Annotated in this window: 21 protein-coding genes and 1 tRNA gene; 5 read left to right on the plus strand and 17 right to left on the minus strand. The window is 39.6% G+C overall.

Features of this window, described 5'->3' with window-relative positions:
- Positions 1-15 precede the first annotated feature (15 nt).
- From miaB to H7N69_RS05115, 8 genes are all read right to left on the minus strand, one after another.
- Entirely contained in the window at positions 16-1,329 is a 1,314-nt protein-coding gene (gene miaB, locus H7N69_RS05080; protein WP_187884996.1) for a tRNA (N6-isopentenyl adenosine(37)-C2)-methylthiotransferase MiaB, read from the minus strand.
- A 9-nt stretch (positions 1,330-1,338) separates the two neighbouring features.
- On the minus strand, positions 1,339-1,581 hold the full coding sequence (locus H7N69_RS05085; RefSeq protein WP_000780053.1) for a nuclease: 243 nt from the start codon (positions 1,579-1,581) through the stop codon (positions 1,339-1,341).
- A gap of 60 nt (positions 1,582-1,641) precedes the next feature.
- Entirely contained in the window at positions 1,642-2,868 is a 1,227-nt protein-coding gene (gene mqnF, locus H7N69_RS05090; protein ID WP_187884997.1) for an aminofutalosine deaminase family hydrolase, read from the minus strand.
- Entirely contained in the window at positions 2,856-3,989 is a 1,134-nt protein-coding gene (locus tag H7N69_RS05095; RefSeq protein WP_187884998.1) for an amidohydrolase family protein, read from the minus strand. Before H7N69_RS05095 ends, mqnF begins: the two co-directional genes overlap by 13 nt.
- Positions 3,990-3,998: 9 nt before the next feature.
- A complete protein-coding gene (locus H7N69_RS05100; RefSeq protein WP_187884999.1) occupies positions 3,999-4,718 on the minus strand; it encodes a cytochrome c biogenesis protein CcdA in 720 nt (239 codons plus the stop codon).
- Positions 4,719-4,775: 57 nt separating this feature from the next.
- On the minus strand, positions 4,776-7,346 hold the full coding sequence (locus H7N69_RS05105) for an ATP-dependent Clp protease ATP-binding subunit (RefSeq protein WP_187885000.1): 2,571 nt from the start codon (positions 7,344-7,346) through the stop codon (positions 4,776-4,778).
- Between the two features lie 73 nt (positions 7,347-7,419).
- Positions 7,420-8,178, minus strand: a complete 759-nt coding sequence (locus H7N69_RS05110; RefSeq protein WP_187885001.1) for a DNA-methyltransferase — start codon at positions 8,176-8,178, stop codon at positions 7,420-7,422.
- On the minus strand, positions 8,175-8,864 hold the full coding sequence (locus H7N69_RS05115; RefSeq protein WP_187885027.1) for a BsaWI family type II restriction enzyme: 690 nt from the start codon (positions 8,862-8,864) through the stop codon (positions 8,175-8,177). The genes H7N69_RS05110 and H7N69_RS05115 overlap by 4 nt, the downstream gene beginning before the upstream one ends.
- A gap of 356 nt (positions 8,865-9,220) precedes the next feature.
- Here H7N69_RS05115 and H7N69_RS05120 point away from each other — a divergent pair, with 356 nt between their 5' ends.
- Positions 9,221-9,667, plus strand: coding sequence for a hypothetical protein (locus H7N69_RS05120; protein ID WP_187885028.1), 447 nt, complete (start codon positions 9,221-9,223; stop codon positions 9,665-9,667).
- Between the two features lie 10 nt (positions 9,668-9,677).
- Complete coding sequence (locus H7N69_RS05125; protein ID WP_187885026.1) at positions 9,678-10,832, plus strand: DNA methyltransferase; 1,155 nt, start codon at positions 9,678-9,680, stop codon at positions 10,830-10,832.
- An 18-nt stretch (positions 10,833-10,850) separates the two neighbouring features.
- Here H7N69_RS05125 and xseA read toward each other — a convergent pair whose 3' ends face one another.
- The 7 genes from xseA to hopF all read right to left on the minus strand — a co-directional run bounded on the left by xseA (position 10,851) and on the right by hopF (position 18,474).
- On the minus strand, positions 10,851-12,113 hold the full coding sequence (gene xseA, locus H7N69_RS05130) for an exodeoxyribonuclease VII large subunit (RefSeq protein ID WP_187885002.1): 1,263 nt from the start codon (positions 12,111-12,113) through the stop codon (positions 10,851-10,853).
- A 12-nt stretch (positions 12,114-12,125) separates the two neighbouring features.
- A complete protein-coding gene (gene rseP, locus H7N69_RS05135; RefSeq protein WP_187885003.1) occupies positions 12,126-13,172 on the minus strand; it encodes an RIP metalloprotease RseP in 1,047 nt (348 codons plus the stop codon).
- Positions 13,172-13,843, minus strand: a complete 672-nt coding sequence (locus H7N69_RS05140) for a MotE family protein (RefSeq protein WP_187885004.1) — start codon at positions 13,841-13,843, stop codon at positions 13,172-13,174. The genes rseP and H7N69_RS05140 overlap by 1 nt, the downstream gene beginning before the upstream one ends.
- Positions 13,836-14,264, minus strand: coding sequence for a flagellar FliJ family protein (locus H7N69_RS05145; RefSeq protein WP_187885005.1), 429 nt, complete (start codon positions 14,262-14,264; stop codon positions 13,836-13,838). Before H7N69_RS05145 ends, H7N69_RS05140 begins: the two co-directional genes overlap by 8 nt.
- Entirely contained in the window at positions 14,261-15,496 is a 1,236-nt protein-coding gene (purA, locus tag H7N69_RS05150) for an adenylosuccinate synthase (RefSeq protein WP_187885006.1), read from the minus strand. The genes H7N69_RS05145 and purA overlap by 4 nt, the downstream gene beginning before the upstream one ends.
- Positions 15,497-15,594: 98 nt before the next feature.
- On the minus strand, positions 15,595-17,004 hold the full coding sequence (gene hopG / locus H7N69_RS05155; protein WP_187885007.1) for a Hop family outer membrane protein HopG: 1,410 nt from the start codon (positions 17,002-17,004) through the stop codon (positions 15,595-15,597).
- Positions 17,005-17,016: 12 nt separating this feature from the next.
- The gene (gene hopF / locus H7N69_RS05160; RefSeq protein WP_187885008.1) at positions 17,017-18,474 is read right to left on the minus strand and encodes a Hop family outer membrane protein HopF; all 1,458 of its coding nucleotides are present in this window, start codon (positions 18,472-18,474) and stop codon (positions 17,017-17,019) included.
- Between the two features lie 158 nt (positions 18,475-18,632).
- Here hopF and H7N69_RS05165 point away from each other — a divergent pair.
- The 3 genes from H7N69_RS05165 to H7N69_RS05175 all read left to right on the plus strand — a co-directional run bounded on the left by H7N69_RS05165 (position 18,633) and on the right by H7N69_RS05175 (position 21,393).
- Positions 18,633-18,708 (plus strand) — tRNA-Ala (locus tag H7N69_RS05165).
- 102 nt (positions 18,709-18,810) lie between these two features.
- The gene (locus tag H7N69_RS05170) at positions 18,811-19,833 is read left to right on the plus strand and encodes an ABC transporter permease (RefSeq protein ID WP_000116882.1); all 1,023 of its coding nucleotides are present in this window, start codon (positions 18,811-18,813) and stop codon (positions 19,831-19,833) included.
- Positions 19,834-19,842: 9 nt separating this feature from the next.
- Entirely contained in the window at positions 19,843-21,393 is a 1,551-nt protein-coding gene (locus H7N69_RS05175) for a dipeptide ABC transporter ATP-binding protein (protein ID WP_187885009.1), read from the plus strand.
- Positions 21,394-21,475: 82 nt separating this feature from the next.
- On the opposite strand, the gene H7N69_RS05180 is transcribed toward H7N69_RS05175, so the two are convergent.
- Both H7N69_RS05180 and H7N69_RS05185 read right to left on the minus strand, forming a co-directional pair.
- On the minus strand, positions 21,476-22,015 hold the full coding sequence (locus H7N69_RS05180; protein WP_187885010.1) for a DUF2393 domain-containing protein: 540 nt from the start codon (positions 22,013-22,015) through the stop codon (positions 21,476-21,478).
- Positions 22,016-22,021: 6 nt separating this feature from the next.
- On the minus strand, positions 22,022-23,110 hold the full coding sequence (locus H7N69_RS05185; RefSeq protein WP_001121051.1) for a prohibitin family protein: 1,089 nt from the start codon (positions 23,108-23,110) through the stop codon (positions 22,022-22,024).
- Positions 23,111-23,115: the final 5 nt, after the last annotated feature.

Consider the following 23,115-nt stretch of genomic DNA (forward strand, 5'->3'; position numbering starts at 1 on the left):
CATTGGTTATTTTTATTAGTTGCCTTTAGTGGTTGCCATCAAGCGCCCTTTGGAATGAGAGATAATCTCCACTCTTACAAGCTCGCCCGGATTTCTTTTTTCTTTACACGCCACTTCAATGAATTTCCCCGTATCGCTGCGCCCTTCAAAACCCACGATTTGATTGTCAATTTCACGCCTATTTTCCACCAACACCACATGCGTTTTACCCACTTCTAGCCTGGCTTTTTCTTCTAAAATTTCTTTGTGCCTGTTTTGCAACCTCTCTAGCCTTGAAGATGAAACCTCTAATGGCACTCTTTCTTTCCAAGCTCCCGCCTCAGTGAAAGGGCGTGGGGAATAAATGAAACTATAGAGCGTGTCAAAGCGCACTTTTTCTAGCACTTCCATCGTGTCTTCAAAATCCTTATCGCTCTCATTAGGGAAGCCTACGATAATGTCCGTGCTAATGCCCACTTCAGGCACTAACGCTTTTAACCTCTCCACCCTATTTAAAAACCACTCCTTACTATAACCCCTTCGCATCATCTTTAACACCGTGCTAGATCCGCTCTGTAAAGGCATGTGGATACTCTTGCACACTTTAGGGTTTTTGGCAAAGCGCTCTAAAAATGCATCATTCATGTGCAAGGGGTGAGGCGAAGTGAATCGTATCCTCTCAATCCCCTGGATTTCGCTCAATTTATCCAACAAATCGCTAAAATCCACTTTCGCATGCTCGCTACTGAAACGCGCGCCGTAATTATTCACATTCTGCCCTAAAAGCATCAGCTCTTTAGTGCCGTTACTCGCCAATTTCTCAGCTTCTTTTAAAATCAAATCCATAGGGATAGAAATTTCTTTCCCCCTAGTGTGCGGGACAATACAATAAGCGCATTTCTTATCGCAACCTATAGAGATATTCAGTAACGATCTGATTTGAGCCTTTTTTTCAAAAAATTCAAACGCATACGCGCTTTCATCATAATCAATCGCCACTTCAACCGCTTTTTCTTTATGGATCACTTGAGAGATTTTAGACACATTCCTAGCCCCTAACACAAAGCTCACGCTCGGGGCTTTTTTCAAAATATCCGCTCCCATGTGGCTTGCGGTGCACCCGCAAACCCCGATTTTGGCGTTGGGTTTTTTGATTTTAGCGAATTGACCGATTTCTGAAAACAATTTCCGTTCGGGTTTTTCGCGCACGCTACAAGTGTTGATTAAAATCAAATCCGCTGCTTTAGGGTCGCTAGTTTCTCTATAGTCTAGTTTGGAGAGCTCGCTCAATAAATGTTCGCTATCCCTAGAGTTCATAGCGCAACCCATTGTTTCAATATAAACTTTCAATACAAGCCTTTAAATAATGTGCAATTCATAAAGAAAATCTTTTTCATCAGTGCTGACCCTCACCTCATCTAAATAAGCCGTATGGCCTTTTTCTTTGAAAAAATCCACCGCTTTGAGCATGTCCTTATGGGCGTTCGTGGGGGCAAAATAAAAAATAGAACGCTTGTCTTCATTGAATTTTTTATACAAATCCTCTAATTCCACGCTCTTGGCGTCTGATTTTCTTGTATTCTTGGCTAAAACTAATTTCATTGACTCTTTCCTTAATTGATTTAGATTTCCCATTTTAACGCATTCTGTCTTTAAAACAAATTAGATCACCCTTTTCCCCCCTAAAAACAAGCGCTCTACTTCTTTAGCATGCAATAAAAATTGCAAGATCGCTTGCTCTTTAGTGAATTTTTCATCAAAACTAAACACGCTCAAATCCGCTCTCTTATTAGCTTCTATCTCGCCATTATTTAAAGCTAAAGCTTTAGCCCCATGCCTAGTCGCCCCTAAAAGGGCTATTTTGGCTAATTCCAATAACGGCATGTTATGGGTGAGCAAGAACGCCCTCAATTCGTCTAAAAGGCTCAAAGAAACGTTAGAACTCAAGCCATCAGTGGCGACGCTCACGCTCAAACCAGCTTCTCTAACTCTCTCTAAATCCAACGCTTTCCCGCTCAATAGGCGGTTAGAAAAGGGGCATGTGATTAAAAAAGCGTTTTTGACTTGAGATTTAATCCTTTTTAACGCTTCCAAAGAAGCGAACTGGTTATGCACGAATAAAGTGTGCGTGTCTTCAAACATGTCAATGTAATCGTTCGCGCCCTTATAGAGCGATTTGAAATTAGACTCTTTTAAAAAATGCTGGTAAAAATTTTCAAACCACCCTTTAGAATTTTCTACCCATTCTAGTTCTTCAAGCGATTCTAAAAAATGCGTAGAAAGCAGGCTTTGTGAATCTTTGGCCAATTGGATGACGCTCAAAGCCATGTCTTTTTGGACCGAATAAGGGGCATGCACAGCGAGAGCCGCTTTAAGTTTTTTATCTTCCAAATCTTTTAACTCTTTAAATTTGGCCTCAAACGCTTTTAATTTTTCCAAAGAATAGCTACTCCCTAAAAACTCTAAAAACACGACAGCACTCAAGGGGCTTTCTTTCAATAAATTAACTTCTATCAGGTGGTTAGAAATCGCTCCCACGCTCCCCACCCCGCTTTTTAATTGCACAGCGATAGCGTTTTGAATAGCCCCTTGGCAATTTTCTAAAATCGCCCCCCCATTGTTTAACACGCTCCTTAACCAGCCAGAAAAACTCCCGTAATCAAAACTCGCCTTGTTGTTGGAAAATTCAAAATGGGTGTGCGCGTTGATAAAAGCGGGCAACAGAACGGAATTTTCAAAAAACTGCGCCTTTAAGTGGGGGTATTTAAGCGTTAAACTTTGATAATCGCCTATTTCAACAATCTTTTCATCAAAGACCACGCCATAATCTTCTAACACTTCGCATTTTTCATTGCATAAAAAAACTAAAGACGCTCCTATGATTTGCATGCATTCTCCTTAATAAATGTGGTTTGCCCTTTTAAAATCATTCTTTGCACTTCGCCATACAATTCCAAACCATAAAAGGGCGAATTTTGATTACTCACTCTTGTTTGAGCGTTTAAATCCACGATCATCAGATTGGCTAATTGGTTTTCTTTAACCTCGCCTGCATTGAGTTTTAAAAACTCCGCTTGATTGGTTGCCATGACTTTAATGAGCTGTTGGAAGCTGATAACCTTTTTTTGAACTAAAAAGGTGTAAGCCACGCTAAAAGCGTCCTCTATGCTCTCACACCCAAACGCACTTTCTTCAAAAAGCTCTGCGTTAGAATTTTTAGAAGCATGAAGGCTTGTGAGCATGGCGATTTCGTTATTTTTTAGGGCTTCTTTTAGGGCGTTTTGACCTTCTTTATCCCTTAAAGGAGGGGCGATTTTAAATCGGGGTTCATAATCTTCATACACGCTCTCATCTAAGATCAAATGGCTTAAGGGCGTTTGGGCTTGCAATTTTGCTCCTAAATCATTAAAGGCCTTGATGAGTTTGAGCGTGGCAATGCTATTCACTTTATCTAAAAGCATGGGGATTTGTAACGCTCTAGAAACTTCCATGAAACGCACCAAGCGCGTGTTTTCAAACGCGTTTTCTACAAAATTTTGCCCCAATTCATAGGCTAATGCCCCACTATTTAGGGTTTCAAAAGAATTTTCTAAAGAAATTAAAAGAGGCAAGTTGTAGGATTTGGCGTAGTGGCTGATGAGTTCTAAAAAAGCATCAGATTGCGCGATTAAAATTTCCCCCCCTTTATGTTTAAGCGTGGCGATGTCGGCTAGTTGGTTGTTTTTGAGCGCCATGATGTTTTTAATGCCGCTTTGATCGCAATCAAAAACATTGAGTAACCCTACCCCCCCTTTAAAAGCCTTTTGTTTTAAATTTTCATAACCCTCCAAACCAGTAACGCTCAAATCAATGAAGCTTGGCAACACGAATAAATTGCCGCACTCAACCACTTCTTCATTATTAATAGGGCTTAAGTTTTCTCCAATCTCTGTAATGAGAGAATCTTTTAAGCGAATATCCGCTCTTTTTAAAATTTCATCATCATAAAACGAAGCGTTTTTTAACAGCATCAAACCCTCCTATTCTTGTAAAAAGTTAGTCAGGCTTTCTAAAGAATTTGTCATGATCAATATTCCCATTAAAATAAGCACCAACCCTGAAACAATCTCAATCGTGCGGTTGTATTTCTTTAAGGATTTTAAAAACAAAAGCGCTCTTTCTAGCATTAAAGCCACTAATAAAAAAGGGATCGCCAAGCCCATTACAAACACCACCATAAGCATTAAGCCATAAGCGTCCTTACTCGCGCTCATGATCACAATAGAAGTGAATATCGGCCCGATGCATGGCGTCCAGCCTAAAGCGAAACTCATGCCCAAAAGAAAGGGGTAAAAGCGCTGCATGCTATTAGATTTGCTCGCTAAACGAACGCTTTGAGTCTTATACAAAAATGAAAAACGAAACACGCCTAAAAAATGCAAACCAAAAAGGATCACAATCCCCCCAGCGATATAATTCACCCAGGAAAACGAAAAGCTATGGATAAGCTTGGCCATAGACATGCCCACGCCCAAAAACACGAGCGAAAACCCCACCACAAACATCAAGGATTTTAAAAAAACCGAAACCCTTTTAGCCTTACCATCTTTAATATCCTCTAAAGAAATTTGAGAAATATAAGACATATACGCTGGGATCAAAGGCAACACGCAAGGGCTTAAAAAAGTTAAAATCCCAGCTAAAAGCGAAGTTAAAAGAGGCGCTGTGTCAAAGAGATTAACAAGCGTGTTATCAAACATCATTCAATCCTTTTTTAAAAATAATCATTTCTTAATATTTTTTAGGATAACCAAACTTCACTTAATCTTAGGCACAATCTCGTTATTTTCTACCACAAACGCCACGCTGCCATTCTCTTTAATTTTATCCTCTAAAATGAGTTCAGCGAGCTTGTCTTCTACCATTTCATAGAGCGCGCGCTTTAGGGGTCTAGCGCCATAAAATCTGTCAAATCCCGCTTCAGCGATCAATTCTTTTGCCTTTTCGTCTAAGGTTATATTAATGCCCCTTTCAAGCGCTTTTTTTTGAATGTTTTCAAAGAGAATCCCCACGATATTAATGATAGCATGACTATCTAGGGCGTTAAAGGAGATGATTTCATCTAAGCGGTTTAAAAATTCCGGCTTGAAAAATTGCCTCAAGCTTTCTTTAATCGCTTTTTGTTTATCGGCTTCACTCAAACTTTCTTCTAAAAGCACACCGCTAGCCACATTGCTGGTTAGAATCAAAATCGTGTTTTTGAAATCCACCCTCACGCCCTTACTATCGGTTAAATGCCCCTCATCTAAAACCTGCAACAAGAGATTAAACACATCCGGATGGGCTTTTTCCACTTCATCTAATAACACCACGCTATAAGGCTTTCTGCGCACCGCTTCGGTCAATTGCCCGCCTTCTTCATAGCCCACATACCCAGGAGCGGCCCCAATAAGACGGCTTATAGCGTGCTTTTCCATATATTCACTCATGTCAATTCGTATAAGATTTTTATCGCTATCAAATAAGAATTGCGCCAAAGCTTTAGCGCTCTCGGTTTTACCCACGCCTGTTGGCCCTAAAAAGAGGAAACTCCCTATGGGCTTGTTGCTATCGCTAAGCCCAGCCTTATTCCTTTTAATCGCTTTAGCGATCGCTTTGATCGCTTTTTCTTGCCCCACCACCCTTTTTTGCAATTCGCTTTCAATGTTTAAAACCCTATTTTTTTCGCTTTGGAGCATTTTTTGGACTGGGATATGCGTCCATTGGCTCACGATCTCAGCGATGTTGTTTTCGGTTAAAGCGTTTTGCAACAACGCCCCGTTTTGTTGCATCGTTTCCCATTTATGCTGCAATTCTTTTTCTTTCTTTTCCTTTTCAGGGATTTTAGAGTATTCAATTTCAGCCGCTTGCTGGTAATCCCCATTGCGTTTAAACCTTTCAGCCTCTTTTTTCAAGCCCTCCATTTCCATTTTCAAGCGTGAAATTTCTTTAAACACTTCTTTTTCGTTTTCAAATTGTGCTTCTAATTGGATTCTTTCTTCTTTCAAATCGCTCAATTCTTTAAGGATTTCTTGCATGCGTTTGTGGTTGCTCTCTTTGTTTTCCATTTCAAGGGCTTGTTTTTCCATTTCTAGTCTTTGAATGGAGCGCTTAACGCTAGAGAGTTTGGCCGGCTCTGATTCCATTTGCATTTTTAATTGAGCCGCCCCCTCATCAATCAAATCAATCGCTTTATCGGGTAAAAACCTATCGGTGATATAACGGCTGGAGAGTTTAGTGCTCGCTATGAGCGCGGAGTCATTGATGGTGATATTATGGTGCGTTTCTAAAGTTTCTTTCAACCCCCTCAAAATCTGTAAAGCTTCATTGATGCTAGGCTCATTGAGTAAAATGGGTTGGAAACGCCTTTGTAGCGCCATGTCTTTTTCAAAATACTTGCGGTATTCTTTTAAAGTGGTCGCTCCAATCGTGTGCAATTCCCCCCTAGCGAGCGCAGGTTTTAAAATATTAGCCGCATCCATGCCCCCCTCACTAGCCCCAGCCCCTACAATCGTGTGGATTTCATCAATGAATAAAATCACATTCGCGCTTTTTTTAACTTCTTCAATCACCTTTTTCAGGCGCTCTTCAAACTCGCCTCTGTATTTCGCCCCAGCCACCAATAAGCTCAAATCTAAAGCGACAACCCGTTTGTTTAAAAGCGTTTTAGGCACTTCCTTATTCACAATGCGTTGGGCTAACCCTTCCACAACCGCCGTTTTCCCCACTCCAGGCTCGCCTAATAAAATAGGGTTATTTTTTGTTTTTCTGATCAAAATTTGCATCATGCGAATGATTTCTTCATCTCTTCCGATCACGGGATCCAACTTATTTTCTAAGGCTTTTTGCGTCAAATCAATGCCAAATTTTTCTAAACTTTCCAAATTGGAATCATCGTTTTTATCCTGAATAGTCCTGCCTTTTCTTAAAGATTCTAAAGTTTTTTGCAATTCCTTAGTGTCTAAATAAGGCTTTAGAACGCTTTCAAAAAGATTCATATTCGCCAAAAGATACACATCTGTAGCGATAAAAGAGTCGCCCATTTTAGCCATCAAGCCTTGAGCGTTTTCTAAACTTTGGATTAGAGCTTGGTTTAATTGGATATTTTGCTTGTTGATTTGTGAAACTTTAGCAAACTTATTCAACTCGCTTTGAACGCTAAGCCTTAAGGCTTGAATATCCACAGACATTTTTTGTAAGGCCTGAATGAGAATGCCTTGGGAGTTATTGAGCATGACAAAAAGCATGTGTAAGGGCGTTACTTCAGCGTTTTTATGGTGTAAAGCTAGAGCGAGCGCGCTGTCTAAAGTCTCATGCAATTGGTCAGTCATTTTTTCAAATAAATTCATTATCAATCCTTGTTTGAGTTTTAAAATCTTTACTATTTTACACTATTTTAACCCTCAAAGGTTTTTAAAACGCTCACACTAACGACAAACTCTCTAAAATACGCTTTTTAGACAACTCGCAATATTCTTTTTCAATCTCTAAACCCACGCTAAAACGCCCTAAAGCATTCGCCTCTAAAATAGTCGTGCCAGAGCCGCTAAAGGGATCAAAAATCGTGTCTTCCAAAAAAGAAAACAATTTAATGCAACGCCTGGGTAATTCCCTTGGGAATGGGGCTGGGTGTTTTAAGCGTTTTTTGGATTCGCCGCTAAAACTCCATAGCCCATTCGTGTAGAGCAAAAACTCCTCTTTACTGATTGTAGAAGTTTGTTTTTGGCGCTTGTATTCGTTTTTATAAAAAACAACGATCAACTCCACAGGAGCGATCGCATAAGGCGCGCTCGCTTGCAACCAACTCCCCCAAGCCGTGCGTCTTGAGATATTGCTTTCATTCCAAATGATCGTATTTTGGTATTTCCAACCGCATTCTTTAGCTAGTGCGATAATATCTGCCCCCAAACTTTGCTTTCCATGTTTATTAGTGTCTAAAGGGACATTCAAGCACAATCTCGCCTGCTCCTTGCCCCAAAAATAACAATTTTTAAGCCAATTTTTGCACCAATTTAAATAGTCATCATAAGCCCTAAAATCATTACTCCCTTGATATTCAATACTCAAATTATAGGGCGGTGAAGTGATACATAAATCATAAAAACCTTTTTCAAAAGTCTCTAAAACGCTGACATCACCATGGTATAAATCCAATTTTTCCAAACTGAAATAAGGTTTCATAAAAGCCTTTTTAAATCTTCTAACAAATTTTCTATACCCTTAATTTTAGAGCTTTGATCAAAATGGCTTTTGGCTAAATAGAGGCCATCTAATTCATGCTCCATCACGATCCTGGCTTTTTTAGGCTTGTCTTTAAAGCTGATTTCACCATCGTTATCCGGCGTTATCATAAAGACTTTAATGTGAGAAGTTATAGGCGATTGTAAGAGTTTTAATTTCCAATAAGGCGTTTCTGTGAAACGCTCTCTAAACGAATTTTTTACCGATAAAACCGCTAGGATTTTGACATTATCCTTGTTGGTTTGATAAAGAATAATATCTGGCAAAACGCTATACTCTCCAAAATGCACCAATAAAGCCCGTTTGACTTTATCTAATTCGCCATTAATGCGCTTAGCCCTTAAGATTTTATCGTTCGTCATTTTGATATTGTTTTTAACACAAAAATCTTTTAATAAAAGTTCTATGATTTTTTCTAACACCCTTCCTATGGTACTGACAAAGCCTTGTCTGGCCAAAATGCTGGCCTCTTCCTTGCTTTTATTCTGCTTGATATAATCGCTAATCTTACTATTCAAAAAGCGTTCTTTTTCTTGCGCGTAAAAAACCTGTAAAAACTTGTAAGGCTCAGGTTGTCCTCTCATAAAATCTTTAAAACGCTCTAAAATAATATCGGCTAAACCCAATCCAAACACCTTAATCCATAGAAATCCATCAAATTATAATACAAAACTTTTTGATAATGGCTCACATTTAAAACAAACTTATGATAAATAATGAAATGCAAATTTTAGATATTCTGCTTAAAAGTATTGCTAATGAATCATATATTTTCACTAAAATAATATTGAAAGAATTTAATCAAAGGGCTAGATATGCAATTTTTAAATCAATCTTTGGGATTTTTTAATAAAGGGCACTTGAGCCCATTGATAGAAATTTCATTACAGAAAGCTATCAAGCACTAAAGCCAATTGAAGAAATTCAAAATAAATACAATAAACATGACAACGATTCATTTTTGAATGAATTGAGAGATAGCATGGTGGCTTTATATTTAGATTATGATCTCATCAATACCCAAAAGCATGGCCTTGATGCTAAAAGAAGTTCAAGCGATGAATTTTTAGAAATCAAACAAGTATCTTTTCAAAGTAAAACTTGGAGTGCGACTTTTAATGACACCACTTTAGAAAAAGCCAAAGTTTTTTGCGATATTAAAACGACTTTAGCCGTGGGTGTTTGGAATAATATTTCTAATCTTTTATTCATTGTTTATGGAAAGCACCCTGAAATGGGATTGTATTTAGAGCAAAAAGTGAAAGAGTGTCATAATGAGAGCAGGCGTTCAACTCAAACGATAGGAATTAGTAAATTAATCAAAGAATTTAATTTTAAAATGAAACCCATTGATTCAAAAGAACAAGAGCTTATCAATCTTTTTAATCTTAAATTTGGTCGTTTTTCTTGGGAAAACCATCTTGCATAAAGTTTTTATTATGGAGGCTTTGGAGTGTTTGAAAAGGATAGAAAAAGAAAGCATCCAAACTATCTATATAGACCCCCCTTATAACACTAAGAATTCTAACTTTGAATATGAAGACGCTCATGCTGACTATGAAAAATGGATTGAAGAACATTTGGTTTTAGCAAAGGCTGTGTTAAAACAAAGTGGTTGTATTTTTATTTCTATGGACGATAACAAAATGGCTGAAGTTAAAATCATTGCCAATGAGATTTTTGGAACGCGCAATTTTTTAGGTACTTTTATCACTAAACAAGCCACAAGGTCTAACGCTAAACACATCAATATTACCCATGAGTATGTTTTAAGCTACGCCAAAAATAAAGCGTTCGCTCCTGGTTTTAAGATCTTACGAACGCTTTTGCCCATTTATGCTAAAGCATTAAAAGATTTAATGCGAACGATTAAAAATGTTTTTAGACAAAAAGGACAAGCTCAAGCCCAACTTGTCCTAAAAGAACAAATCAAAGAGTTATCTCAAAAAGAACATTTTAATTTTTTAAAAAATTATAATTTAGTGGATGAAAAAGGTGAGATTTATTTCGCTAAAGATTTATCCACGCCTTCAAACCCACGCAGTGTAGCGATAGAAGAAATCAATCTTTTTTTAGAACCCTTAAAAAGCAGAGGGTGGAGCAGCGATGAAAAGCTTAAGGATTTATATTATCAAAACAGACTTATTTTTAAGAATAATCGCCCTTATGAAAAATATTACCTAAAAGAATCGCAAGATAATTGTTTGAGCGTGTTGGATTTTTATAGCCGACAAGGCACAAAAGATTTAGAAAAATTAGGCTTAAAGGGGCTTTTTAAGACGCCAAAACCTGTAGGATTGATTAAATATTTATTACTATGCTCCACCCCTAAAGATTCTATTATTTTAGATTTTTTTGCAGGCAGCGGGACAACAGCGCAAGCGGTTATAGAAGCTAATAGGGATTATTGTTTGAATTGGTCTTTTTATTTGTGCCAAAAAGAAGAAAGAATTAAAAATAACCCGCAAGCTGCTAGCATTTTAAAGAACAAGGGGTATCAAAACACGATTTCAAACATCATGCTATTGCGTTTAGAAAAGATCATTAAAAGAAGTGAATACGAGATTTTAAAAACAAAATCTATTTTATTTTAAATCTTATTTTTCAAACCCCTATACCCTATCCACGCTCAAAATTTCAGCGCTCGCTCTGGCTTTTTCATTGTTTAATTCAATTTTATCGCCCGTTTTTAATGCCTCTAATTCTACCGCTTGATGGTTTTTACTCACAAACGCCCCGAATTGGGGTAATTTCAAATTTGCATGAGCGAGTTTGAGAGCGTTTTCTAGCCTGTTTAAGCGCTCTGTTTTAGTTTGTAAAAAAGGGCTTGTTAATGTTTGAATAGAGATTTTTTCTAAAAGCGTTTTTTTAAAGCGTAAAAATTCTAAGGTTTTATTTTCTAGAGCGATTTTTAGTTTTTCTAGTTTTAAGGTGTTTAAATGGTGCTTGTTTTCAAAACTCAATCGTTTTAAAAAATCCGCTAAATGCTCTAAATGCGCCTTTTTTTGATGGAGCAAAGTTTTAAAAGAGCGGTGCAATTTCACATTAAACCCATCAAGTCTTTGCAGCCATTCATCGCTACTAGGGAGCAAAATCTCCATCGCGTTTGAAGGCGTAGAAGCCCTTAAATCCGCCACTAAATCGCTCAATAAAAAATCGATCTCATGCCCAATAGCTGACATGCTGAAAGTTTTAGCCAAATACAGAGCATCAGCGATTTTTTCATCATTGAAAGAATACAAATCCTCCATGCTCCCCCCACCTCTAGCCATTACAATCGCATCAAAAGCGTTTTTTGTGTCATGAAAACTATCCGCATAAGCGATGCTCTCCACCACGCTTTGAATGCAGCCCTCCCCTTGCATTAGAGTATTGATGCAAACCAATTCGCACATCGGCCATCGTTTGGAAGCGATCTTTTGCATGTCCGCCCAAGCGGCTGAATTTTGAGAAGTGATGACTGCCACTCGTTTAGGAAAATGCGGTTTGGGCAATTTATTGGCTTCATCAAAATAGCCTTTAAGGCGTAATTTTTCTTTCAATTGCTCTAAAGCTAGGGTTAATGAACCTATGTCTTTAGGCTCTATTTCAAAGCAATTGATTTGATAATCCCCCCTTGGAACATACACGCTAATGCCCCCAAAAACAACCACTTCCTGCCCTTCTTTTAAAGCGAATTTAAGCCTGTTAGCGTTCCCTTTAAACAGCACGCATCTAATGACTGACTGGCTGTCTTTGAGCGAAAAATACGCATGGCCGCTCACCTTGTGGATAGTCAAATTACTCACTTCCCCTTGAACCCTAACTTGCAAAAAAGTCGCTTCTAAAAGGGCTTTGATCTGCGCATTGATTTCGCTCACATTCAATACATGCATCAACTCCCCCTTTTATAGCAAACGAGTGATGTCATTGAAAAGCCCTAAAAACATGACAAAAACCAAAAACCCCACCCCCACTAGCCACAACGCATTTTGTATGGGTGTTGGCAAAGCGATATGAAAAATATTTTTAAAAACGACCCCTAGCATTTGCGCCCCATCTAAGGCTGGAATGGGTAGTAAATTTAAAATCCCTAAATTGATAGACAAAAACGCCCCAAACAACAAAAGCATGCTCACACTACTCGCATGGCTTAACGCTCCCACAATGCCTACCACCCCGCTCAATTCTTTAACTGAAGCGCTCCCTGTAATCAAACGCCTTAAAGAATCCATAATCAAAACAACGCCCTCTTTAAACCGACTCAAGGCCTTTTCAAACGCTTGAAACAAGGAATAAGAGATAACGCCTGTTTTTTGCATGTCCGGCTTAATACCTATTACTTTATATTTGATGATTTCATTAGGATCGTTAGAATCGCTTATCACCGCCACGATTTTAGGTGTCAGTCGTTTTTCTAAAGTCTGATGGTTGCGCTCTATTTCTAAAACCAACTCGCCTTTGGCATGCGCTACTACGCTTCTAATCTCTCTAAAACTCGCTATTTTTTTGTGGTTGATAGAAAGGATTTTATCCCCCTTTAATAGCCCGGCTTCTAGCGCGTTTTTTTCTAAATCGCCAATGATAGGCAGTAAGACTTTTTCCCCGCTCAATGCCAAAAAAAAATACACTAAAACCGCAAAAAGAAAATTAAAAAACGCCCCCCCAAATAGTATCCATAGCTTTTGAGAAGGGCTTTTTTGCGCGTAGCTGTCATTCGCGGTCTCATTCGTTCCATTTTCTTCTTTATCCATGCCCTTTAATTTCACATAGCCCCCAAGCGGGATCAAAGACAAAGCGAATTGCGTGCCAAAAAGCTTAAAAAAACAGAGTTTTTTGCCAAAACCAATGCTAAACACTTCCACTTTCACCCCACAAATCCTAGCGATAACAAAATGCCCTAGCTCATGGACAAAGATTAAAAACGCCAGCATTAAAACCGCTACAATGAACATCATACCCCTGTTGGCTCTTTTACATTAGGATCTTTTATAGTCGGCTCTTTTAAAGGCGTGGGCGCTATAGGGGGCGCGGATGCTGGTGTAGGCTCTGTGGTTTTTTGGCTTTCTTTATTTTCTCGTGGGGGTTTTTGCCACAACTCTGTCAAAGCCGCTGCTTTTTTAGGATCCATTTTGGCTAGAATTTTGCCTAATTCTTGGGGTTTTAGTGCCATTAAAATTTCTAAGGCGTTTTGAGTGGGTAAATTCTCTAAAATCAGAGCCGATTTAGAATCTTTCATTTTAGAATAAGTCTCGCCAATCTTGCTGTCTTTAGCCTGCTTGATTTCTCTTAAAATGCCTTCGTTTTCTTCTATCAAATTTTTAAGGCGTTTCTTTTCTTCTGTTTGTAAGGTTTTAAAGGCTTCTTCTTTAGCGGCTAAATTTTTCAGTTTTTCTTCCACTTCTTTTTCTTTTTTGTTTAACAGATCGGTTTTTTCATCTAAAAGGCGGGCGTTTTCGGTTTGCAAGATCCTTAAAGACTGCTCTTTTTCGCTCAATCGGCGCAAATCGTCTTTCAATTCGGCTTTTTTAGATTCAAAAATCGCAGAGCATTGCAACAATTCTTGCGTAGCTTCTTCGCCAAAGAGCGCTTGTAAAATCAAGCCCATTAACAAGATTTTACGCATGCAAGCCCTCTTTTTGCCAGTGTAAAATCATGGCGTTTTCGTCCAAAAGAGCCTGCTCTTTTTTTTCCAAAATTTCCTTTTCTTTTTGTTTTTCCTTTTCTAAAATGATTTTAGCTTTTTCTAATTCCTGGTTAGCCAAAAGATACTCTTTTTCTAAAATTTTTAAATCCTTAGTTAAATTCTCGCTCTCTTGTTGGTAATATTCTATCTCCATTCTTAGAACGCTTTTTAATTGCTGGGTTTGTAAAAAAAGGCTCATTCCCCCCAACTCAGGGTTTTTAAACGCGCTCAATTGGGCTTGTTTGTCCAAAACTTCTCGCTCGTTTTGTTGCAATTCTAAACGCTTGCTTTCAAGCTTTTGCTCTATTTTTTCTAACGCAAGGGTTTTTAATTGCACCAATACGGAAGCGAATTTTTTCATAGAAAAATCGTGTCTTCTCTTTCAGGGCTTGTAGAAATAAGGCCAATTTTCACCCCCACTTCTTTTTCAATAAAACGGATATACTCTCTAGCGTTTGGCTCTAAATCGTCTAATTTTCTCACGCCTACGCTTTTTTCCCAGCCTTTAAAAGTTTGATAAATAGGCATGCAATCTTTCAAATCGCTAGGGAAAGCCTCTAATCTTTCGCCCTTTCTTTCATAAGCCACGCACACCTTAATCGCATCAATCCCATCCAAAACATCTAATTTCATTAAAGCTAATTGCGTGCAACCATTCAAAGCGCAAGCGTATTTTAAAGCCACCAAATCCAGCCACCCGCAACGCCTTGGGCGCTTGGTTGTCGTGCCAAACTCCGCGCCCTTAGTCCTTAAATGATCGCCCATGGGTGTAGTGTCTTCGCTAGGGAAAGGCCCATTACCCACACGAGTAGAATACGCTTTTGCGATGCCTATCACTTCATTGATCGCTTTAGGGTTTAAGCCGGTGCTCACGCATGCGCTAGCGCTCGTGGTGTTAGAGCTTGTTACAAAAGGGTAAGTCCCTAAATCAATGTCTAAAAGCGTGCCTTGCGCCCCTTCTAATAGGATTTTTTCACCCTTTTGATTCGCTTCTATCAGCATGCTTGTCGTGTCTTTGATAAAGGGGCAAATCTTTGGAGCGTAAGTTTTAAAATACTCCCTCAAATCTTTTTCGTAATCCTTGCCCAAACCATACGCTTCCTTAAAAGGCTCGATGGCTTTGAAATGCGCTTTTAGTTTCTCTTCTAATATGGTATCGTCTAATAAATCCCCGATTCTTATCCCGCTCCTCGCCATTTTATCCTCATAGCAAGGGCCTATGCCTTTTTTAGTCGTGCCGATGTTTTGAGATTTTTCTTTAAAAGCGTCTTTTTTGGCATGATAAGGCAAGATCACATGGGCTCTGTCGCTGACAAACAAACGATTTTCTAAATCCTCAAACGCGCTGATTTCTTCGCACAAATCCTTAATACTCACAACCACCGCGCTAGAAATGATGTTCTTGCATTTGGGGTATAAAACCCCTGAGGGCATTAAATGTAAAGAATGCTTAACCCCCTTATGCACAATGGTATGCCCGGCATTATGCCCACCTTGATAGCGCACCACAAAGTCATAATCTTTAGCGATCCTATCAACAATTTTTCCCTTCCCCTCATCTCCCCACTGGATCCCCACAACGACATCTGCCATAAAATATTATCCTTAAAACAAAGTAGATTGGATTGTTTAAAAGCTTGTTAGAATACCAAAAAAAAGTAAAGAGCCTCTTTATAAGCCCTAAAAAGAGCTTAAAAACCTATCGTGTAATTGATATAGAACGCATACAAACGCCTGTAATCCACATCAGCCCCGTTCGCTTTCAAATACCTTTGATTGATAGCCGGGATTTTCACGCCAAATTCCATCCCATGCTGAATGCTTTGAGACGCGCTCAAAAACCGGCGGTGCATGGTGCTGGCAAAATGAGCCCTTAAGCCCAAATTAAACAAAAATTGGAAATTCGTGGGAGTGGGGTATTCTTTAAACGAGTTTTTAATCTGATTTCTTAAAGAGCTATCCCAAGTGTTACCCGCTATTTGAATGCCTCCAAACACCCCCACATTCAAGGACTGATCGCTAAAAACCCTTCTAAAGATATTCCATAAAAAGTCCGTGCCAGCGCCATAAGTAAAGATATTCGCTTTAACAGCGCTACTGAGACTGCCTAATTGCGTAAAGCCATAATCAAAGAAAGCGTAGTATCGTAAGCCTATATTCTTCTTGCTCCCAAAAAATTGCTTATAGCCCACTTGAATGCCAAAGCCATTAATAACCCCATGCTGAGAGCTTGTGCCTGGCCCAAATTGGGGTAAGTAGGGCTCATCGTAATTCTTTAGCATTCCTCCTAGCTGTTTTAGATTCTCTTGATAAGTAGCGATTCGATCCGAGATGGTTTTCACATCCTTTTGGAGCATGGCTCCTGCACCACCGTTTTTCAAGTTTTCTGCGATCTGGCCTAGCTTTGCTGAAGAAGTGTCATTAAAAAGCTGCATTTGGGCTAATAGCCCTTTTAAAAACACCGAATTACTATCCAGATTCACTCTTGTGAGCGCGTTTAAAAGCGCCACACTCTCCGTGGCTAAGAGACTGAATTCATTTTGAGAACCATAGAGAACTTTTATAATCCCTACATATTCAGGAACGACTCCATTATTACTGCCATTATTACTATTATTAACCAAGTTATACAGCACATTACTCAAATACACTTGCAAGGCTTGAACGCTATAAGCGTTTTTATTCGTTTCAAAGCGTTGTTCAATTTGGGGGAGTATTTTTTTAAACTGGGTTAACTCTGCGTTGTTGTTGCCAACAGTTGTATTGGTATTGACAATTTGGTTGCCTATCCCTAAAAGAGCGTCCATGGTCGTGTTTGTCGCTAAAGCTAAAAGCCCGTTACCCCCCGCCATGCCTACGCCCACTTGGCGGAAATCATCAATGACATTATTCCTTAGGGTGCTGCCTTTGTTGTTGATGTTTTGTTGCGCACCGCCGATTTGATAGCCCACTCCCATATAAAAGCCATCGTCTTCAGCTAACGCCATGCTTAAAGGAAGGCTAAAAAGCAGAGCGGTTTTCAAAAGCCCTTTTTTGAGCGCGTGGTATTGACCTTTTTTCATTCTTGTATTCTTTATCTCTTTTGTATTAGTATTTTTCATCAAGAGCCTTCCTTAAAAACCGACTGAATAGCCCACATAGAAGCTAAAATTCCTCATATAGCTCGCGCTTGAGCCTTGGGTTGCAAAGTATTTATGAGCGATAACAGGGATTTTCACCCCAAATTCTATCCCTTGGTCCAGCCTGTGCTTATTGAAATTGGTTTTTGCAAAGTTGGTGCGCACGCCCAAATCAAACAAGAATTGGAACGAACTGGACTTGACATCAGGCCTTTGCCCGCTCAACAAGTTCGTTACATTCGTGCTCCAAGTTTGCCCTGCAATTTGAGTGCCAAAGAAAAGACCGATTGTAGTCCTTTCCCTCCTTCTAGAGCGTTCATACACATTGTATAAAAAATCCGTTCCTACCCCATAAGTAACAAGATTCGCTCCCACTTTTAAATTCGTATCGCCAAAATTCGCATAGCCATAATCCAAAAACCCGTAATACCTTAAGCCGATATTTTTCTTATGGGTGAAAAATTGTTTATAACCCATCTTAGCCCCAAAGCCGTTCATGCTCGCTGACTGGTAATCTTTGAGCGAAAAGAGGTTAGGGATATAAGAAATCTTATAAAGAGAACTAGCCGAAGATTCAAACTGACCTAATACCGCATTAATGATGTTTATGGTTCTGTCTAGCCCTTTCTTATAAATAAGCTGACTCCCACTAAAGCAAGACGATGCACTGCTACAAATATTTTTTTCAATAAAACTCCCTAACCTCAAAGTCTCACGATCCAAAGAAATCCCGCTCTTAATCAAAGCGTTGAGCTCGCTAACCGTAGAATTAGCCCCTATCAAGCCCGTTTGCGAAGAAAAATTTTGCATGCCTGTGGCGATATCGCCCACACTCACGCCATTATACGCTCCATTAGTCCCGCCCGCACCTAAAAGCGTGACTTTCATGATGTTTTCGTATAGCTGTTCGTTATTGTTTTGTTGGATTTTGCTCAAATCCACTTGCCCTAAAGCTAAAACGATGTTTTGAGCCACTAAGAGCATGCTATCCGTGATACCGATCTGTTTGTTCCCTACATCCACCACCAAAGGCTTAATGACACCCTGACTAGCGTATTGTTGGGATAGATCCAATAGTTTTCCTAAAATCCCTAGAGATTGCTCTAAATTGACTAAGGCTTGGTTTGATGGTCCGTTTTGTGGTTGCACGTTTGGCTGTGATGGTTGCGCATTGTTTTTCAGGCTTTCACGCAAAAGAGCTGCTGTTTTATTCCCTAAAATATCCAAGTAGTAGGATAAAGGAATGGCAGAAGTTTGCAACCTCACAGCCCCATCTCTGATTAGCTGCTTTAATTCTTGCGCTTGGGTAAAGCCTGGATTTTTCAATTCCTGTCTGGCCAAACTCGTTTGGTAATCTATGACAAAAAACGCCCCATCTTCTTCAGCCCTGCACAAAGACATGCCCGCTAGCAAGGAAAGAGCGATCGTTTTTTTAAAGGAGTGGTTTTTCAAAAATATCCTTTTTGCTTTGATAAGTGATTTTACTTAATCCATAAAAGAAACTTTCTAATTTTAAGATAATCATTCTTAATTTGCTATTAAGTGTTTCAAAAAAGCATCAAATTGACATCTTTTAAGCAAAATGTTATAATGCTCGCTTAATTTTATTTGGGGTGTTAGCTCAGTTGGGAGAGCGCAACGCTGGCAGCGTTGAGGTCAGGGGTTCGAACCCCCTACACTCCACCATTATTACGCTTATTCTCTTTCTTTAATTGATCAAACCCATTTTCTTGCTAGTATTACCCATAATTAATTATAATCTTAGGAATTGTTTTTTATCAAGGGAGTTTGAGCGTGAGCAGTTTGTTTAAAATGCGCATTCTTAGTTTTAAAAAGAATAAGCGGGCGGTGTTTTCACTCTATCTTTTTATCGCTTTATTAGCGCTTTCTCTTTTAGCCCCCTTGTGGGTGAATGATCGCCCTTTATTCATCTATAAAGACAATAAAGCGTATTTCCCTATGTTTAAAAACTATGCGGAAGTGGAGTTTGGAGGCGATTTTTTCACCCCTACGGATTATAACGATCCTTATGTGCAAAACACGCTTTTAAAAGACGCTTTCATCATCCATGCGCTCATTCCTTATAGCTATGATACGATCATTATGGATTTAGACTCGCCTGCCCCCACCCCCCCAAGCTTCAAACACCTTTTAGGCACAGACGATCAAGCCAGAGATGTGTTAGCCAGACTGGTTTATGGCTATCGTGTTTCGTTAGTGTTTGGGATTTTACTCACCCTTTTTAGCGTTCTTATTGGCGTGAGTTTGGGAGCGTTTCAGGGGTATTATGGAGGGCTAGTGGATTTATTGGGGCAAAGGTTGAGCGAGATTTGGAGCGCGATCCCCATGCTTTTTTTACTCATTGTGATTTCTAGCGCGTTCAATTCTAATTTTTGGATCATCTTGTTTTTAGTCTTGCTCTTTAGCTGGATGGGGCTTTCTCAAGTCGTGCGCACGGAATTTTTAAAAGCAAGGAATATGGACTACACCAAAGCCGCTAGAGCGCTTGGGGTGAATGATTTAAAAATCATTTTCTACCATGTGTTACCCAACGCTTTAGTGGCGACGATCACTTATGTGCCGTTTTTAATGGCGGCTAGTATTTCTACTTTAGTGTCTTTGGATTTCTTGGGTTTTGGCATGCCCATAGGGAGCGCGAGTTTGGGCGAATTGGTCAATCAAGGCAAGGATAACCTCACCACGCCCCATTTAGCCATCGTTGCGTTTGTAGCCATTAGCTTGTTGCTTTCTGTTTTGGTGTTCATTGGCGAAGGAGTGCGCGATGCTTTCAACGCTAACATGCTCAAATAAGGGGGTTACATGCTAGAAATCAAAAATTTGAACTGCGTTTTAAATGCGCATTTTTCGCTCCAAAATATTAATATTTCTTTAAGTTATGGTGAAAGGGTGGCGATCGTGGGCGAGAGCGGGAGCGGGAAAAGCTCTATCGCTAATATCATCATGCGTTTAAACCCCAGATTCAAACCCCATAATGGCGAAGTGCTGTTTGAAACAACCAACCTTTTAAAAGAAAGCGAAGAATTTATGCAAAATTTAAGGGGTAATGCGATCGCTTATATCGCTCAAGATCCCCTATCCAGCCTAAACCCCTTGCATAAAATCGGCAAGCAAATGAGTGAAGCCTATCTTTTACACCATAAAAACGCTTCTCAAACTCTCCTTAAAGAACAAGTTTTAAACGCCATGAAACAAGTCCAATTAGACGAAAAATTTTTGGATCGTTACCCTTATGAATTGAGCGGAGGGCAGCGCCAAAGGGTGTGTATCGCTATGGGCATTATTAATGCGCCCAAACTGCTCATTTGCGATGAGCCTACCACCGCATTAGATGCGCAAATCCAAAACCAGATTTTAGACTTGCTCAAGCAATTGAGCGCGGAAAAAAACATCGCCCTTTTATTCATTAGCCATGATTTAAAAGCGGTCAAACGCTTGGCTGATAGGGTTTATGTGCTAAAAAAAGGCGAGATCGTAGAAACCAATTTGACTAAAGATCTTTTTAATGACCCTAAGCACGAATATTCAAAACTCTTGATTCAGGCTTCAAACTTGCCCGCTAAAAACTTAAAAGCGCTAGATGAGACGCTTTTAGAGGTGAAAGATTTTAGCGTTTATTACTTGCAAAAACGCTTCTTTAGGTCTTCTTTAAAAAAACCCCTTATCGCATCAGTCAATTTTTCTCTCAAAGCTAAAGAAAACATCGGCATCATTGGCGAAAGCGGGAGCGGGAAAAGCTCTCTAGCGTTAGGGCTTTTAAAACTCGCTTTAAACAGCGGGGAAGAAAAGATTTTAGGCCAAAGCGTGGGGCCTTTAAATTCTAAAGCGTTCAAACCCTACCGCAAGATTTTGCAAATGGTGTTTCAAGACCCTTACGCATCATTAAATCCTCGCTTAAGCATTCAAAGCATTTTAACAGAAGCTCTGCGCTTTGCTTACCCTAAAGCTTCCAAAGAAGAATGGCACCATCTCGCAACACTTTGTTTAGAAGAAGTGTGTTTAAACCCTGAATCGCTTAACTTTTACGCTTATGAACTCAGCGGTGGGGAGCGTCAAAGAGTGGCGATCGCTAGAGCGATTGCCTTAAAACCTAAAATCATTCTTTTAGATGAGCCAACCTCTGCTTTAGACAAAAGCATTCAAAAAAGCGTGTTGGAATTGTTGTTGGATTTACAAGAAAAGCAGGATCTGAGCTATTTGTTTATCAGCCATGATTTAGATGTGATCAAAGCGTTTTGCGATAAGGTGTTAGTGATAAGTGAGGGGAAAGTCGTAGAAACAGGCGCTATTGAAGAGGTGTTTGATAACCCCAAACACGCTTATACGAAGCGTTTGTTAGAATCCAGGCTTTAAAGCTTTATTTTAAAATTCATGCCTTTAAGCGTTTTTAATCGCTTTTTAATGAATGTTATCTTGGGTGTTATCTTTTAGTTTTCTACAAACAAAACAAAGAAACTTGATAAGGGGCTGTTTTTGAATAAGGGTAGTCGTCAATAAAGAATGAAAAGACTTTGGATTCTTCAGGCAAAATCTTTTCTTTAAAAGTTTTTTCATAGCTTTTTTTGACAAACCATTTAAACGCATGTTCTTCCACAAAATTGTGAGGGTTTTTAAGGACTTCTAGGCGTAAAACGCATTTGTTTAGACTGAATTTGGAATGGTTTTTGACTCCCACTTGCAAAGAAAAGGCGTTGCTATAACTTAAAGGGTTAGCGTGTAAGATGCGTGTTTCTATGGGGTAAATCGCTTGAGTGAGTAAAACCTTCAAAACAAAAGGCATGCTTAAAAACGCGCCCAAAAAAGTTGCTGCCGCTAGATAGCTAGCCCAACGGTTTCTCAAAAGCAGAGCCAAAAGGAGCAAAATCGCGCAAAAAAGGATTAAAACGCTCGCTATTAAAACGCTGATTAAAGTCGCTTGGTTTAAAAATCCCTTAAAAGACTCCAAAAAAGCTTGGATAAAGGCAAGAGACGCCATGCGTTTTTAAGGCTCTTTACTCTCGGCAATGCTAGATTTAACCTTACTTTTAGTGTCAATCCAAATATTAGGCACAGCCCCACCTGGAGTGAGCATGATTTGAGCATTATTATTCGTTTTTAACGCTTCATTAAACTGGCCTTGAACTTCAATTTGGCGCAGCCTTAAAAGCTTGTCGCTCAAGCTTTGCGAAATGCTTAAATTGGCTTGAGATTTCGCCTTAGCTTCAATCACGATCGCATCCGCCACGCCTTGAGCCTTAATCCTGTTAGCGTCTGCTTCCCCTTTAGCCAGAGCGGCTTGTTTTTGAGCTTCTTGTTTGGAGCGTTCCACCTCGTATTTCACCCTTTCTGATTCTTGGCGCGCGATTTGGACTTTTTCAATTTGTTCTTTGATCTTAGCGGGCAAAACGATTTCTCTCAATTGGATAGAGCTTAATTCCACAGGGGTGTTGGGGAGCTTAGAAACTTCCTTATTGATACCGCTATTGATAAGAGCGGCGATTTCGTTGCGCTTGATGGGTAAATCTTCAGCCGGATAGCGCCCCACGACAGATCGCACCACATCGCGCACCACAGGGTTGATGATCTTTTGCTCCCAAGACAAGCCATAAGTAGCGATCGTTTGGGGGGTGGTTTGGGGGTTTAGGCGGTATTGCACGGTGAGTTCAATAGAAACGGTCAAACCCCTGCTATCCATCACATTAATAGCGTCGTTTCTAAAAATCCCTTGGTTTTTACCCGCCACGCCCATGTCTTCGGTGCGTGAAAAATTGATATTCCTGATCCTTGTATCCACAATGAGAATGTCTTGAATGATAGGCACAAAGAAGTGGATTCCTGGCTGTAAGGGGGTTGGCTCGTATTTCCCGGCGGTGATCTTAATGCCAATTTCTCCTGAGCTAATCACTTCAAAAGGCTTGGCCAAAAAAGCGATAACGCCTAAAAGGACAATGACAATTAAAACCGATAGTTTTTTAGAATTAAAAGAGTTAGACGGCGGGATGAAACGCCCCCCATTATTAGGCGTATTAGGCGTGGGGGTTTCTCTTTGAGGATTTTTCTTTTTTAAATGTTCGTTCAAATCAATGGGCATGAATT

This window comes from Helicobacter pylori (assembly GCF_014497725.1).
Classification (GTDB): domain Bacteria; phylum Campylobacterota; class Campylobacteria; order Campylobacterales; family Helicobacteraceae; genus Helicobacter; species Helicobacter pylori_DE.